Origin of the sequence: Delftia sp. 11MD (assembly GCF_050907895.1) — a bacterium.
GTDB lineage: Bacteria > Pseudomonadota > Gammaproteobacteria > Burkholderiales > Burkholderiaceae_C > Comamonas > Comamonas tsuruhatensis.
In genome coordinates, this window is the sequence record NZ_CP194333.1 from 5523838 (window position 1) to 5538821 (window position 14984).

The following is a 14984-nucleotide window of genomic DNA, read 5'->3' on the forward strand; positions in this document are numbered from 1 at the left end:
GTCCCTTCCTTCACCCAACCCACTGCCTCACAGGAGATCACCATGACCGACCGCAAGTACCTCGAAGTCCTGACCCCCGCCAACAGCCAGATCATCTTCATCGACCAGCAGCCCCAGATGGCCTTCGGCGTGCAGTCCATCGACCGCCAGGTGCTCAAGAACAATGTGGTGGGCCTGGCCAAGGCGGCCAAGGCCTTCGACATTCCCGCCACCATCACCACGGTGGAGACGGGCAGCTTCTCCGGCCACACCTATCCCGAACTGCTGGCCGTGTTCCCCGAGCACAGGCTGCTGGAGCGCAGCTCCATGAATTCCTGGGACGACCAGAACGTGCGGGATGCGCTGGCCGCCAACGCCGCCCAGGGCCGCAAGAAGATCGTGGTCTCCGGCCTGTGGACCGAGGTGTGCAACACCACCTTCGCCCTGTCGGCCCTGCATGACACGGACTACGAGATCTACATGGTGGCCGACGCCTCGGGCGGCACGTCGCTGGACGCCCACAACTACGCCATGGACCGCATGGTGCAGGCCGGCGTGGTGCCCGTGACCTGGCAGCAGGTGCTGCTGGAATGGCAGCGCGACTGGGCCCGCCGCGAGACCTATGACGCGGTGATGGACATCGTGCGCGAGCATTCCGGCGCCTACGGCATGGGCGTGGACTATGCCTACACCATGGTGCACAAGGCCGCCGAGCGCGTGCAGCATGGCGAGACCGTGGGCCCGAACCCCGCCAAGGCCTGAGCACCAGCACCGCCGCCGGCCCGCCAAAGGAGTCTCGCCATGAAGCTCTATGCACTTTCCCTTGGGGCCGGCCTGCTGGTCGGCGTGGTCTACAGCCTGCTGCAGGTGCGCTCGCCCGCACCGCCGCTGGTAGCCCTGGTCGGCCTGCTGGGCATCCTGGCCGGCGAGCAGATCGTGCCCGTGGGCCGGCACCTGCTGCAGGGCATGGACCTGCGCAGCGCCTGCAGCAAGACGCAGGCCACCGAGCATGTGCTGGGCGAGTTGCCCGGTCGCAAGAGCACCGATGCCGATCGGCAGCACGGCTGACCTCTCCCCAAACCTTCAAGAAAACTGCACCATGACCACGCGCAGAAAAGTCCTGGGCTCCGCAGCCACCCTTGCCATGGGTGGACTGCTGGGTTGCACCACCAACGCTCGCCAAGGAGCCTCCATGTCCGATTCCACGCCCGAAGTCGTCTTCCACAACGGCCGCTTCACCACCCTGAACAAGGCCCAGCCCACGGCCACCGCCGTGGCCGTGAAGGACGGCCGGTTCATCGCCGTGGGCACGGACGCCGAGGTGCTGGCCCTGGCCGGCAGCGGCACGCGCCGCATCGATCTGCAGCGCCGCAGCGTGCTGCCCGGCCTGTTCGACAACCACACGCACGTGATCCGTGGCGGCCTGAACTTCAACCTGGAGCTGCGCTGGGACGGCGTGCGCTCGCTGGCCGACGCGCTGGACATGCTCAAGCGCCAGGTGGCCAACACGCCCGCGCCGCAGTGGGTGCGCGTGGTCGGCGGTTTCACCGAACACCAGTTCGTGGAAAAGCGCCTGCCCACCATCGAGGAGATCAACGCCATCGCGCCCGACACGCCGGTGTTCCTGCTGCACCTGTATGACCGCGCCCTGCTCAACGCGGCCGCCCTGCGCGCCGTGGGCTACACCCGCGACACGCCCGAGCCCGCCGGCGGCGAGATCACGCGCGATGCCAACGGCAACCCCACGGGCCTGCTGCTGGCCAAGCCCAACGCCACCATCCTCTATGCCACGCTGGCCAAGGGTCCCAAGCTGCCGCTGGACTACCAGGTCAACTCCACGCGCCACTTCATGCGCGAACTCAACCGCCTGGGCGTGACCGGCGTCATCGATGCGGGCGGGGGCTTTCAGAACTACCCCGACGACTACGAGGTGATCCAGAAGCTCAGCGAGGCCAACCAGATCACCGTGCGCCTGGCCTACAACCTGTTCACGCAAAAGCCCAAGGAGGAGAAGGCCGACTTCCTCAACTGGACGCAGAGCGTGAAATACAAGCAGGGCAACGACTATTTCCGCCACAACGGCGCGGGCGAGATGCTGGTGTACTCGGCCGCCGACTTCGAAGACTTCCGCCAGCCGCGCCCCGACATGCCCCCCAGCATGGAGGGCGACCTGGAGGAAGTGGTGCGCGTGCTGGTGCAGAACCAATGGCCGTGGCGCCTGCATGCCACCTATGACGAGACCATCTCGCGCGCGCTCGATGTGTTCGAGAAGGTGCACCGCGACACGCCCATCGACGGCCTGAACTGGTTCTTCGACCATGCCGAGACCATTTCGGACAAGTCCATCGACCGCATTGCGGCCCTGGGCGGCGGCGTGGCCGTGCAGCACCGCATGGCCTACCAGGGCGAGTATTTCACCGAACGCTACGGCGCACGCGCCACCGAGGCCACGCCGCCCGTCAAGAAGATCCTGGAGCGCGGCGTGAAGACCTCGGCCGGCACGGACGCCACGCGCGTGGCGTCCTACAACCCCTGGGTGTCGCTGTCGTGGATGGTGACGGGCAAGACCGTGGGCGGCCTGCAGATGTACCCCCAGCGCAACCTGCTGGACCGCGAGACCGCGTTGCGCATGTGGACCGAGAACGTGGCCTGGTTCTCCAACGAGGAAGGCCTGCGCGGCCGCATCCAGGTGGGCCAGCTGGCCGACATGATCGTGCCCAGCAAGGACTATTTCGCCGTGCCCGAGGACGAGATCTCCTTCCTCACATCCGACCTCACCGTGGTGGGCGGCCGCGTGGTCTATGGCGCAGGCCCCTTCCAGCAGCATGACGACAACCCGCTGCCGCCGGCCATGCCCGACTGGTCGCCCGTGCGGCGCTTTGGCGGCTACGGCGCCTGGGGCGAGCCCGAGGGCGCTGGCAGGAACTCGCTCAACCCCGCGCGCTACCGCAGCCTGGCCGCGGCCTGCGGCTGCGGCACCAGCTGCGGCATGCACGGCCACAGCCATGCCGACGCCTGGGCATCGAACGTGCCGACCTCGGACCCCCGAAGCTTCTTCGGCGCGCTGGGCTGCTCCTGCTGGATGGCCTGAGGAGCAAGGCCATGTCCATCGATTCCAAGCCGTCTGCCCCAGCTGTTGCCGGCAGTTCCTCCGGCAGCTTCGCGCCGCTGCGCCAGCCTGTGTTCGCCGTGCTGTGGGCCGCCACGGTGCTGGGCAACATCGGCAGCTTCATGCGCGATGTGGCCAGCTCCTGGATGGTGACCGAGCTGTCGGCCAGCCCGGCCGCCGTGGCCCTGATCCAGACGGCGGCCACGCTGCCCATCTTCCTGCTGGCGATTCCGGCAGGCGTGCTGTCGGACATCCTGGACCGCCGACGCTTCCTGATCGGCATCCAGATCCTGCTGGCCGCCGTCAGCGCCAGCCTGCTGCTGCTGGCACGCACCAACACGCTGACCGTGGAGTACCTGGTGGCGCTGACCTTCGTGGGCGGCATAGGCGCGGCGCTGATGGGGCCGACCTGGCAGTCCATCGTGCCCGAGCTGGTGCCGCGCAGCGACCTCAAGAACGCGGTGGCGCTGAACTCGCTGGGCATCAACATCGCACGCGCCCTGGGCCCTGCGGCCGGCGGCCTGCTGCTGGCCAGCTTCGGCGCGGCGGCGGCCTACGGTGCGGACGTGGTCAGCTACGTGTTCGTGATCGCCGCGCTGGTCTGGTGGAAGCGCCCCAAGGCCGAGGCATCGGCCCTGAACGAGCAGTTCTTCGGCGCCTTTCGCGCTGGCCTGCGCTATGCCCGCTCCAGCCGCGAGCTGCATGTGGTGCTGCTGCGCGCCGCCGTGTTCTTCCTGTTCGCCAGCTCGGTCTGGGCCCTGCTGCCGCTGGTGGCGCGGCGCATGCTGGGCGGCTCGGCAGGCTTTTACGGCGTGATGCTGGGCGCCGTGGGCGCAGGCGCCATCCTGGGCGCGCTGGTGCTGCCGCGCCTGCGCAAAAGGCTGGATGCCGATGGCCTGGTGCTCCTGTCCTCCGTGCTCAGCGCCGCCGTGATGGCCGCGCTGTCCACGGCGCCGCCGCAATGGGCCGCCGTGCTGCTGATGCTGGTGCTGGGCCTGGGCTGGATCATTGCGCTGACCACGCTCAACGGCGTGGCCCAGGCGGTGCTGCCCAACTGGGTGCGCGGCCGCGGGCTGGCCATCTACCTGATGGTGTTCAACGGCGCCATGGCGGGCGGCAGCCTGGCCTGGGGGCTGTTTGCACAGGGCGTGGGCATTCCCACGGCGCTGCTGATCGGCGCGGCGGGCCTGGTGGCGATCTCGCTGGTGTTCCACCGCATCAAGCTGCCCACGGGGGAGGCGGACCTGCAGGCCTCCAACCACTGGCCCGAGCCGCTGCTGGCCGAGCCCGTGGCCCATGACCGCGGCCCGGTGATGATCCAGGTGGAGTACCAGGTGCGCCGCGACGACCTGCCAGCCTTCATCGAGGCCATGCAGCATGTGGCGCGCGAGCGGCGGCGCGATGGCGCCTATGCCTGGGGCATTGCCGAGCACACGGGCGAGCCGGGCCGGGTGATCGAGTGGTTCCTGGTGGAGTCCTGGGCCGAGCATCTGCGCCAGCACCAGCGCGTGTCCAGGGCCGATGCCGATCTGCAGGCCCAGGCGCTGCGCTTTCACATGGGCCCCGAGCGGCCCGTGGTCCACCACTTCCTGGCGCTGGGTGCCGCCAGTGCTGCCAGTGCCGCCAGCGGGCCTGCGCAGGCACCGGCGCACGGCCACGCCCACTGAAGCGTTGCGGCAGGCCTGCCCTGGCCTGCGCCCGGCCTGCCAGGACACCTCAGCGGATATCCAGCCGCTCCAGCGCACGCACCAGGTCGGCCAGCGTGCGCACCTGCATCTTGCGCATGGCCTGGCTGCGGCGCACCTTGACCGTGATTTCGCTCACGCCCAGGTCTGCCGCGATCTGCTTGTTCAGCAGGCCGCGCACCACGCCCACGACCACTTCCTGCTCGCCGGGCGACAGCGACTGCCAGCAGGCGCGCAGCGCCTGTTCGCTGGCGTCCAGCGCGCGGCGCTGGCGGTCCAGGGCAATGCCCTGCTGGATGGCGTCGAGCAGGTCCTGGTCGCGGAAGGGCTTGGTCAGGAACTCGATGGCGCCGGTCTTCATGGCCTCCACGCTCATGGGAATGTCGCCATGGCCGGTGATGAAGATGGTGGGCAGCTTCAGGCCCAGCTCCAGCATCTGGCGCCGGAAGTCCATGCCGCTTTGCCCAGGCATGCGGATGTCCAGCACCAGGCAGGCCGGTCCCTGCGGCGGCTGCCGCTGCCAGTGGTCCAGAAACTCGCGCGTGGCGCCGAAGGCGCGCACGCACAGGCCCACCGAGGCCAGCAGGTCCTCGATGGCTGCGCGCACCGAGGGGTCGTCATCGACGATGTAGACCAGTGCCTCGGCTTCGGCGGTGGAGGGTTCAGCCATGGCGCAATCCCGTGGAAGGCCTGTCGCCCGTGGCCGGGGCGCAGGCGATGGTGACGTGAAAAGCCGTGCCCCCGCGCCCGTCCTCGCGGTCCGTGGCCCAGATGCGGCCGCCGTTGGCCTCGGCCATGTGGCGGCAGATGTTCAGGCCCAGGCCCATGCCGTCGGGCTTGGTGGTCCAGAAGGCATCGAACAGGTGGGTGCGGGCCAGCGGCGACAGGCCTTCGCCCGCATCGGCCACGGTCAGCACCAGTTGCTGGCCCAGGGCCTGCGTGGCGATGGCGATGCGCCGCTGCGCGGCCGGTGTGTGCTGCATGGCGTCCATGGCATTGAGCAGCAGGTTGGCCAGCACCTGCTGGATCTGCACGCGGTCGGCCCAGGCCGGCTGCAGCGCGGTCGCCAGCTGCAGGTCCAGGGCCACGCCGCGCCGGTCCAGCTCTGCGACGGACAGGCGGGCCATTTCGCGCACGGCCTCGTTGAGGTCGAAGGACTGCCGGCTGGGTGCGTCTCCGCGTGCCATGCTGCGGATGCGTGCGATGACATCGCTGGCGCGCTGCGCATCGCCCAGGATGCGCTCCAGCGCCTGGCCGGCCTTGGCGAGGTTGGGCGGCTCCTGGGCCAGCCAGCGCTGGCAGGCGTTGCCGCTGGTGACGATGGCCGCCAGCGGCTGGTTGACCTCATGGGCGATGGAGGCCGTCAACTGCCCCAGGCTGGTGGTCTGGGTGATGCGCAGCAGCTGGGTGCGCGCCGCATGGGCCGCGTTCTGGGCCGCCACCATCTTCAGGCCCAGATAGGCCGTGATGGCAATGGCCAGGATGCTGATCACCATGTTGATCAGTCCGGTGCGATAGGCACCGGCAGGCGTGAGCGCAAAGCTGGCCAGGGTCAGCACGATGCACAGCGCCGTGAGGCCGATGACCACGCGCGGGCTGAACCAGCGCACCGCCACCAGGATGATGGCGGTGTGGAACACGGCGGCCGCCACGGCGTAGTCGGTCAGCGTGTCCAGCGCGAAGATCGCGGCCATGGCGACGCCCATGGCCGCCAGGATCAGGGCCCGGGGCCAATGGGGAAAGCGGCGCAGAGCGGTGGTCATGGCGTGCAGGGAAAAGGAATGGACTGTCAGCTGCCAATTCTCATTCAAGAAGCCGCTGCACCTGAATGCAAGCTATACCCGAACCGTACGATACTGGCGCGACCCAAAACAAGGGACACCGAGGAAGGGACGCCCCGCACCGAAGGTGTCGTCCCCCTCCCGCGCAGCGAGAGAGGGGGAAGCCGCGCAGCGGCTCAGGGGGTTCACAACACTGGCCGGCGGCCCACGCTCAGCTGCAGCTCCACCGTGGCCTTGGCCAGCTCGGTCTCGGCCTCCAGCGATCCCAGGTAGGCCTCGTCGGCCGAGCGCTGGGCGGACAGCAGCTCCAGCAGCGAAGCCTCGCCATGCCGGTAGGACAGGCGCATGCCATCGAGCACGCGCTGCGCATCGCGCAGCACGCCGTCGCGGTAGCGCTGCACGTTCTCGCGCGCGGCGCTCAGGCGAAAGCGGGCGGCGCGCACATCGGCCTCGGCCCGGTTCTGGGCCTGCTGCAGGGCCAGCATGGCCTGGGTGACGGCCGCCTCGGCCTGCACCAGGTCGCCCCGGTCCAGGCGCGACAGCGGCAGCGGCACGCTGACCGAGACCGACAGCGTGCGCGAGCGCCCGCCGCCATCGAAGGGATTGCCCTGGGCGTCCGTGCCACCGGCCGTGGCGGGCACGGCGGCCATGCCCACGGCCAGCGTGGGATTGACCCAGCGGTTGGCCCGGGCCAGGCCCGCGTTGTCGCGCGCATGCTCCAGCGCCGCCTGGGCGATGCGCACCTCGGCGCGCGACTGCAGGGCCTGGGCGACCAGGGCGTCGGCATCCTCCAGTCCCGAGTCTTCGGCCAATTCCATGAAGCCGCATTGCAGCGTGTCGCTGGCAAAGACTTCGGACAGGCGGCGCCCCAGCGGGACGGACAGCGCCAGCCGTGCGGTCTGCGCCTCGGCGCGCGCCTGCACCACCTCGGCCTGGAAGCGGTCGCGCTCCACGCGCGACTGCAGCCATTCCACGCCGCCGATGTCGCCGGCCTTGCGCCTCAGCTCGTTGGCCTGCACCACATCGCCCAGCGCCTTCAGCGTCTGCTGCTTGCGCTCCAGCGCCAGCGAGTCGCGGCAGGCCTGGGTGTAGTCCTGGGCGGCATCGGAGAACAGCTGGCTGCGCACGCCTTCCAGGCCGGCCTCGGACAGGCGCACCTGGCTGCGTGCGGACTGAATGCGCGCGGCGCGCTTGCCGCCCGTCTCCAGCTCCATGCTGATCTCGTAGTTGCGCGTGGTGGGCCGGGGTTGGCCCGTGCGCACCTGCTCGCGCGAGGCGCCCAGCGTGAGGCTGGGGTCGGGGCGTATGCCGGCGATGCCGATGCCGGCACGCGCGGATTCCACGCCCTGCTCCTCCGAGCGCAGCAGGGGGCTGTGCTGCTCCACGGCGTTGAGGTAGTCGGAAAAGCGCAGGCCGGCGGACGGCGCCGTCTGCGCCTGCGCTGCGGCGCCAAGGCACAGCAGCAGGGCCAGGGCCTGCCTGGGGAAGAAAGGGGTCGTTTGCATGGCGACTCGCATCAATGGGGTTGGCTCGTTGCGGTGCGATGCCCGCCCTCGTGCTCGGCGGCATCCGGATCGCCGCTCTCACCGCGTTCAGCGGCGCGGCGCTGGCGGCGCTCGGCCGCGCGGGCGGCACGGGCCTCGATCACGTAGTAGAGGTTGGGCAGCAGCAGCAGGGTCAGCAAGGTGGCGCTGAACAGGCCGCAGACCACGACCGTGGCCAGGGGCCGCTGCACGTCGCTGCCCAGGCCCGTCGCCAGCATGGCCGGCGTGAGGCCGAAGGCGGCGACGGTGGCCGTCATCAGCACGGGGCGCATGCGGCTGGAGGCGCCTTCGAGCACGGCTTCGCGCAGGCCCAGGCCGTCCTCGCGGCGCAGCCGGTTGATCTGCGAGACCATGAGCACGCCCGAGAGCACGGCCACGCCGAACAGCGCGATGAAGCCCACGGCGCTGGAGACGTTGAGCGTCATGCCGCGCAGGTGCAGGCCCGCAAAGCCGCCGATCATGGCCAGCGGCACCACGCCCAGCACCAGCAGCGGCTGGCGCAGGTTGCCGAACTCGCCGAACAGCAGCACCAGCATGATGCCCAGCGTCAGCGGCAGGATCATGAGCAGCCGCGCCTCGGCACGCTGCAGGTTCTCGAACTGGCCGCCCCACTCGATGTGCAGCTTCTGGCGGTCGTAGTCCAGGTGCTGGTCGATGGCGGTGTGCGCATCCTTGAGGAAGCCCGCCAGGTCGCGGCCACGCACATTGAGCTTGACGAGGATGTGGCGCTCGCCGCCCTCGCGCACGATGACGCTCTGGCCCACGGTGGTGGTGATGCGCGCCACGTCGGCCAGCGGCACCTGGGCGCCATTGGCGGCCGACAGGCGCAGCGCGCCGATGGCCTCGGGGCTGCTGCGCGTGTCGGGCGTGAAGCGCACGGCCATGTCGTAGCTGCGCTCGCCCACGTACAGCTGGCCGATGGAGGCCCCGCCCACGCCGGTGGAGATGAGCTGCGCCACCTCGGAGGCATTGATGCCGTAGCGCGCGGCAGCGGCGCGGTCCAGCGCAATGCGCAGGTTGGGCAGCGGCGGCTCCACGTCCACGGCCACGTCGGCCGCGCCGGGCACTTTCTCCAGCACGGCCACCAGGGCATCGGCCACGCGCCGGTCCTCGGCCAGGTCCTGGCCGAAGACCTTCACCGTGAGGTCGCTGTGCGCGCCCGACAGCTTGTCCTGCACGCCGTCGATCATGGGCTGCATGAAGCCCACGGAGTAGCCGGGCAACTGGTCGAAGCGCGCGGCCATCTTCGCGATCAGCTGCTGCTTGGTCAGGCCCGACTTCCATTCGCCATAGGGATGCAGGCCCACGCTGGCCTCGATGTGCGAGGGCGTCCAGTAGTCGGTGCCGTCATCGTTGCGCCCGGTCTGGGTGACGATGTAGGAGACCTCGGGGAACTCCAGTGCGGCGCTGCGCAGCGCGTCGGCCATGTCGCGCGCCTTGTCCAGCGTGATGCCGGGCGGCATCTGCACCTGCAGCCAGATGGAGCCTTCGTCCAGGTACGGCAGGAAGTCGCGGCCCATGGTGCCGGCCAGCACGCCCAGCGCCAGCAGCGAGGCCGCCACGGCCCCCGCCAGCCAGCGCACGCGGCCCACGGCCACGCCCAGGAAGCGGTCATAGCCCACGCCCAGCCGGTGCAGCACGGGGTTGTGGAAGATCCTGCGCGGCCTGCGGAAAGCCAACCAGGCCAGGGCCGGCGTGAGCAGCAGGGCCACGGCCAGCGCCCCGACCAGGGCCGCGCCCACGGCGCTGGCCATGGGCGAGAACAGCTTGTACTCGATGCGCTCGAAGGCGAACAGCGGCAGGTAGGCGGCCGCGATCACGCACATGCCGAAGAAGATGGGCCGCGCCACCTGCAGCGTGGCCGTGATGGCGTCCCTGGGCGTGAGCGGCCGGTTCTGGTCGGCCTCGCGGCGCCGCAGGATGTTCTCGACCACGACCACGGCCCCGTCCACCAGGATGCCGAAGTCGATGGCGCCCAGCGACAGCAGGTTGGCCGGAATCTTCGCGTGGTGCATGAAGATGAAGGCCAGCAGCAGCGCCATGGGAATGGTCAGGGCCACGATCAGCGCCGCGCGCGGGCTGCCCAGGAAGACCAGCAGCACCAGGGTGACGACGATCAGGCCTTCGGCCAGGGTCTTGCCCACGGTGTGGGTGGTGCGCTCGATCAGCGTGGTGCGGTCCAGGTAGGGCACGACCTTCACGTCGGGCGGCAGCAGCTTGCCGTTGAGCTCCTCCACGGCGGCATGGATGCCCTCCAGCGCCTGCGAGGGGTTGGAGCCCTTGAGCAGCAGCACGATGCCCTGCAGGGTGTCGGAGTTGCCGTCCTTGCCCAGGATGCCGCGCCGCTCCACGTTGCCGTAGGTCAGACGCCCCAGGTCCTTGACCAGCACGGGCGTGCCGCTGTCCGTGGTCTTGACGACCACGTTGCCCATGTCGTCCAGCGAGCCCAGCAGGCCCACGCCGCGCACCACATAGGAGACATCGCCCCGGTCGATGACGCTGCCGCCGCCGCTGGCGTTGTTGGCATTGATGGCCTCGATCACCTGGGACAGCGCCAGCCCGTACTGCAGCAGCCGCGCCGGGTCCAGCTCCAGCATGAACTGCGTGGTCAGGCCGCCGAAGTTGGTCACGTCCACCACGGACTGGGCCTTCTTCAGGCGCGGGATCACCACCCACTGCTGCAGCTCGGACAGCTCGCGCAGGCTGCGCACCGGGCTTTCCAGCGTGTAGCGGTAGACCTCGCCCGTGGGCGAGCTGTAGGGGTCCAGCCCGGCGCGGGCACCATAGGGCAGCGTGACCTCGTCGATGCGCTCCTTCAGGCGCTGGCGCGCCCAGTAGCCGTCCACGCCGTCCTCGAAGACCACGGTGATCAGCGACAGCGCGAACAGGCTGCGCGAGCGCAGCACGTGCATGCCGGGCGTGGCCAGCAGGGCGCGCTCCAGCGGAATGGTGATCTGCTGCTCTATCTCCTCGGCCGCCAGGCCTGGCACCTGGGTGACGATCTGCGAGGTCACGTCGGCAATGTCGGGATAGGCCTCCAGCGGCAGCTGCTTCCAGCTGAACACGCCATACAGGGCCGCGAAGCAAAAGACCAGCCAGACCACGCCGCGGCGGGAAAAGCCGATGTTGACGATGCGCTCGATCATTGCAGCAGCACTCCCCCGTTGACCACCACGCGCTCGCCGGCCGCCAGGCCCGAGAGGATCTCGGCCTGGCCGTCCTGCTGCGCGCCGACCTGCACGTCGCGCGGCTCGAAGCGCCAGCCGCCCTTGTCCACGAAGACGCGCGTGCTGACCTGGCCCTGCAGCAGGGCTGCGGCCGGCACCATCACGGCCTGGCGCGCCGGGGCGTCGAAGCCCACGCGCGCAAACATACCGGGGCGCAGCCGCCCTTCGGGGTTGTCCACGGCCACGCGCACCTTGACGCTGCGCGTGGCGGTGTCCACCAGCTCGCCCACGTACTGCACGCGGCCCTGCAGCTGCAGGTCGGGATAGGCGGCCAGCGCGATGTGGGCCTGCTGGCCCACGTCCACATGGGCCAGGTCGCGCTCGCTCACGCTGGCGCTGAGCCAGACCTTGCGCAGGTCGGCCACGGTCATGACGGAGGCATTCACATCGTTCCAGTAGCCGCCCTGCGAGCCCGCCATCTCCACCACGCGGCCGCTGATGGGCGACTTGACCACGTAGCTGCCGCGCGAGCCTTCCTGCACGGCCGCACCCAGCTGGGACAGGTGGTCGGAGGCGGCGCGCGCATCGGCACCTGCTGCGGCCAGCGCCTGCTGCGCGGCCTCGTAGTCCTTGCGCGCGGCGATCTCGGCATCGAACAGCAGCTTCTGGCGGTCGAATTCCTGGCGCGCGTGCAGCAGCGCGGCCTGGGCCTTGGCGTGCTCGGCACGCACGCTGGAGATCTCGGAGGAGTCCATGGTGATCAGCGCATCGCCGGCCTTCACCGCATCGCCCAGCTGGTGGTGCAGGCGCACCAGGCGGCCCGCCACGGGCGGCGTGATGCGGACCAGCTTTTCAGGCTCGGCCTCGATGGTGGCGGGGGCCGACAGGCGGGTCTGCAGCGGCTGCAGGGCGATCTCGGCCACCTGCAGGCGCTCGCGCAGCGGCGAGCCTTCGGGCACCACGATGAGGTTGCCTTCGCGGCGCACGGGAGCCGGCTGCGGGGCGGCGGTGGCGGGGGTTGCGGGGGTTGCTACTGCAGCCTGGGTTTCGGCCGGGCCGTTGCAGGCGGCCATGGCCACGCTGATCAGCAGCCCGCCCACAGGCCATGCAGCCGCCAGCAAGGGATGGCGCTGGTGCAGGCCATGGGGTCGGCCATGTGGTTGGCCATGGGGTCGGCCTGGTCGTTCAGAAGCAAGAAAGCGGGTCATCCTGAGGTCTCCGGGTGCCATGGACCCGCGCAGACCTCTCGCACCTTCAGGCGATCACAGGCCTCCGCCCGGGTCCGGGCAGATCAAGAAATGGAAGAAGGGAAAGGCGGAAAGGGACGGCGCGGCAGCGCCTGGCAGGATCGGGATCGGGATCGGAATCAGGATCGGGGTCCATGGGGTACTCCTTTGCGTGTGGGTGGCGCAGTCCCCGTGCAGGCCGGGAGCCCTGTTTGCTGCAGTGCAATATGTGCCCGGAATTATCAAAGGCGAAAGTGCCTGCGGCCAGCCTTTGTTGGGAAGGCTGGCCTGTTCATTGGTGGATGCGGGATATACCTTCGTATAGAAGATGGCCGGCACAAGGCCCCCCTCGGCCCGGCCCAGCCCGGCCCGGAAAGCAAAAAGCCGCCAGCGCGGAGCGGGCGGCTTGCGGGCGATGGCCTGCGGGAAAGCTCAGTCCACTTTCAGGCCGATGGCTTTCACCAGTTCGCCGAAGCGCTCGCGCTCGGTGGCGTGGTGGTCGATGAAGGCCTTGCGGCTCAGGGGCGCGGGCGTGGCTCCGAGGGTGAGGATGACGTCGTTGACGTTCTTTTGCTCCAGCGCCTTGGCCACGGCAGTGCGAACGGCCTCGATCACCGATTCGGGCGTGCCCGTGGGCGCGTAGATGCCGAACAGCGTGTCCGCATCAAAGCCCGGCAGGCCGCTTTCGGCCAGCGTGGGCACGTTGGGGTACTGCGGCGAGCGGTGCGGGCTGCCGATGGCCAGCAGGCGCAGCTTGCCCGCCTCGACCTGCTTGAGGCCCGGACCCGGGTCGAACCAGAACTGCAGCTGCCCGCTGAGCACGTCGCTGAGCGCCGGGCCCGCGCCCTTGTAGGGGGCGTGCACGGCATCGACGCCGGCCATCCGCTTGAACATCTCGCCTGCCAAATGCGGCGAGCTGCCCTGGCCCGGCGAGCCGTAGGACAGCTTGCCGGGGTTGGCCTTCAGGTGCTTGATGAACTCGGCCACGTTGGTGGCGGGCACGGCGGGATTGGTCTCCAGGAACACATGCACGCGCGCCACGGCAGCCACGGGCGTCAAGTCCTTTTCGGGATTGAAGGCCAGCTTGCTGTAGATCATCGGGTTGATGGTGATGGCCCCGCCCGAGCTGAGCAGCAGCGTGTAGCCATCCTTGGGCGCGCGCACGGTTTCGCTGATGCCGATGTTGCCGCCCGCGCCGGGCTTGTTGTCCACCACCACCGACTGGCCCAGCACCTGGGACATGGTGGGCGTGATGGCGCGCGCCAGCACATCGGCCGCGCCGCCGGGCGCGAAGTTCACCACCAGGCGCACGGGGCGCTCGGGCCATTTGTCGCCGGCCTTCTGCGCCAGCGCAGGGACCGAGGCCGTCGCGCCCAGCAGGGCCAGCAGGCCCAGGCGGCGCCAGCGGCTGAAGGGATTTGTCTTGTGCATGAGCTATGTCTCCTTGGGTTATGAGTTCTTGAAAACGGTGAGGGCGCCTGAAGCAGCAGCGGCGCTACGGTCAATCCAGCCGTATGCCCGCCGACTCGATGACCTGGCCCCAGCGCCGGCTTTCGCTGCGCCAGTAGTCACGCATCTGGGCGGGCGTTCCGGGCAGCGGCTCCAGCGACAGCGCCTCGAAGCGCGCCAGCACGGCAGGCGAGCGCAGCGCCTGCTGCAGCGCCACGGACCAGGCCTGTACGGTGGCGTCGTCCGTGCCTGCGGGTGCGACCAGGCCCTGCCATGCATGGGCCTCGAAATCCTTCACGCCCTGCTCGGCCAGCGTGGGCACGCCCGGGTGGCTCTTGAGACGCTCGGCGCTGGCCACGCCGATGACACGCAGCTTGCCGGCCGCAATGTGCTGGGCCGCCGCCGCGCTGTCGGCCAGCATGAAGGGGATCTGGCCGCCGATCACATCGATCAGGGCCGGCCCCGCGCCGCGATAGGGCACATGGGACATCTTCACGCCCAGGCGCTGGGCCAGCAGTTCGGTGGCCAGGTGGTGGGGCGTGCCCAGGCCCGGGCTGCCATAGCTGACGGGGCCGGGCTGGGCCTTCACCCACTGCGTGAACTCCTGCAGGTTGTGCACCGGCAGCTGGTTGCCGACCACGAGGAACAGCGGAAAGCGCGCCAGCAGGCCGATGGGCACGAAGTCCTTCTCGGCGTTGTAGGCCAGCTTGCGAAACAGGTGGGGGTTGGCCGCCAGCGTGGCGAAGTCGGCCGTGAAGACCAGGCTGCCCAGTTCGCGCGTGCGCGCCGCGTACTCGGCGGCGATGTTGGTGCCTGCACCGGGCTTGTTCATGACGACCACGGTGCGGCCCAGGGCCTTGCCCCAGACTTCGGCCACGCCGCGCGCCACGGCGTCCGAGCCGCCGCCTGCGGCAAAGCCCACCACCCATTCGATGGGCTTGCCGGTCTGGGCGTGTGCCGTGCCCATGCCCAGCAGGGGCGGGGCGCCTATGGCCAGTGCCGCCTTGAGTGCTTGTCTGCGCAGCATCTTGTCTCCTTCTTGTA

Annotated in this window: 11 protein-coding genes; 4 read left to right on the plus strand and 7 right to left on the minus strand. The window is 69.7% G+C overall.

The genetic code is table 11. The annotated features are described in order from the left end of the window. Positions 1-42 precede the first annotated feature (42 nt). The 4 genes from ACRSCF_RS25390 (at position 43) to ACRSCF_RS25405 (ending at position 4755) form a co-directional block, all read left to right on the plus strand. A complete protein-coding gene (locus ACRSCF_RS25390; protein ID WP_016447949.1) occupies positions 43-741 on the plus strand; it encodes a hydrolase in 699 nt (232 codons plus the stop codon). Positions 742-780: 39 nt separating this feature from the next. After that, positions 781-1047 (plus strand): XapX domain-containing protein, encoded by a 267-nt coding sequence (locus ACRSCF_RS25395; RefSeq protein WP_016447950.1) that lies wholly within the window; start codon positions 781-783, stop codon positions 1045-1047. A 124-nt stretch (positions 1048-1171) separates the two neighbouring features. Further along, positions 1172-3070, plus strand: a complete 1899-nt coding sequence (locus tag ACRSCF_RS25400) for an amidohydrolase (RefSeq protein ID WP_061288051.1) — start codon at positions 1172-1174, stop codon at positions 3068-3070. A gap of 11 nt (positions 3071-3081) precedes the next feature. After that, positions 3082-4755: an MFS transporter gene (locus ACRSCF_RS25405; protein ID WP_244387416.1), complete on the plus strand. Its 1674-nt coding sequence runs from the start codon at positions 3082-3084 to the stop codon at positions 4753-4755. Between the two features lie 49 nt (positions 4756-4804). Here the strand turns inward: ACRSCF_RS25405 and ACRSCF_RS25410 are convergent, their stop codons facing one another. From ACRSCF_RS25410 to ACRSCF_RS25440, 7 genes are all read right to left on the minus strand, one after another. Next, a complete protein-coding gene (locus tag ACRSCF_RS25410) occupies positions 4805-5443 on the minus strand; it encodes a response regulator transcription factor (RefSeq protein ID WP_034364261.1) in 639 nt (212 codons plus the stop codon). Next, positions 5436-6536, minus strand: a complete 1101-nt coding sequence (locus ACRSCF_RS25415) for a sensor histidine kinase (RefSeq protein ID WP_052151641.1) — start codon at positions 6534-6536, stop codon at positions 5436-5438. Before ACRSCF_RS25415 ends, ACRSCF_RS25410 begins: the two co-directional genes overlap by 8 nt. Before the next feature lie 203 nt (positions 6537-6739). After that, positions 6740-8059 carry a TolC family protein gene (locus tag ACRSCF_RS25420; protein WP_432675114.1) on the minus strand — a complete coding sequence of 440 codons (1320 nt, stop codon included), beginning with the start codon at positions 8057-8059 and terminating at the stop codon, positions 6740-6742. 11 nt (positions 8060-8070) lie between these two features. Beyond that, complete coding sequence (locus ACRSCF_RS25425) at positions 8071-11244, minus strand: efflux RND transporter permease subunit (protein ID WP_324622775.1); 3174 nt, start codon at positions 11242-11244, stop codon at positions 8071-8073. Beyond that, entirely contained in the window at positions 11241-12338 is a 1098-nt protein-coding gene (locus ACRSCF_RS25430) for an efflux RND transporter periplasmic adaptor subunit (protein WP_324622776.1), read from the minus strand. The genes ACRSCF_RS25425 and ACRSCF_RS25430 overlap by 4 nt, the downstream gene beginning before the upstream one ends. Positions 12339-12923: 585 nt before the next feature. Continuing rightward, positions 12924-13922: a Bug family tripartite tricarboxylate transporter substrate binding protein gene (locus ACRSCF_RS25435; RefSeq protein WP_126312465.1), complete on the minus strand. Its 999-nt coding sequence runs from the start codon at positions 13920-13922 to the stop codon at positions 12924-12926. A 70-nt stretch (positions 13923-13992) separates the two neighbouring features. Further along, a complete protein-coding gene (locus ACRSCF_RS25440) occupies positions 13993-14967 on the minus strand; it encodes a Bug family tripartite tricarboxylate transporter substrate binding protein (protein WP_016447959.1) in 975 nt (324 codons plus the stop codon). Positions 14968-14984: the final 17 nt, after the last annotated feature.

Coding starts and splice junctions, on each gene's coding strand:
- ACRSCF_RS25405 (WP_244387416.1), top strand. CDS start 3,082: ATGTCCATCGATTCCAAGCCGTCTGCCCCAGCTGTTGCCGGCAGTTCC.
- ACRSCF_RS25410 (WP_034364261.1), bottom strand. CDS start 5,443: ATGGCTGAACCCTCCACCGCCGAAGCCGAGGCACTGGTCTACATCGTC.
- ACRSCF_RS25415 (WP_052151641.1), bottom strand. CDS start 6,536: ATGACCACCGCTCTGCGCCGCTTTCCCCATTGGCCCCGGGCCCTGATC.
- ACRSCF_RS25430 (WP_324622776.1), bottom strand. CDS start 12,338: ATGGCCGCCTGCAACGGCCCGGCCGAAACCCAGGCTGCAGTAGCAACC.
- ACRSCF_RS25400 (WP_061288051.1), top strand. CDS start 1,172: ATGTCCGATTCCACGCCCGAAGTCGTCTTCCACAACGGCCGCTTCACC.
- ACRSCF_RS25425 (WP_324622775.1), bottom strand. CDS start 11,244: ATGATCGAGCGCATCGTCAACATCGGCTTTTCCCGCCGCGGCGTGGTC.
- ACRSCF_RS25390 (WP_016447949.1), top strand. CDS start 43: ATGACCGACCGCAAGTACCTCGAAGTCCTGACCCCCGCCAACAGCCAG.
- ACRSCF_RS25420 (WP_432675114.1), bottom strand. CDS start 8,059: ATGCAAACGACCCCTTTCTTCCCCAGGCAGGCCCTGGCCCTGCTGCTG.
- ACRSCF_RS25395 (WP_016447950.1), top strand. CDS start 781: ATGAAGCTCTATGCACTTTCCCTTGGGGCCGGCCTGCTGGTCGGCGTG.
- ACRSCF_RS25435 (WP_126312465.1), bottom strand. CDS start 13,922: ATGCACAAGACAAATCCCTTCAGCCGCTGGCGCCGCCTGGGCCTGCTG.
- ACRSCF_RS25440 (WP_016447959.1), bottom strand. CDS start 14,967: ATGCTGCGCAGACAAGCACTCAAGGCGGCACTGGCCATAGGCGCCCCG.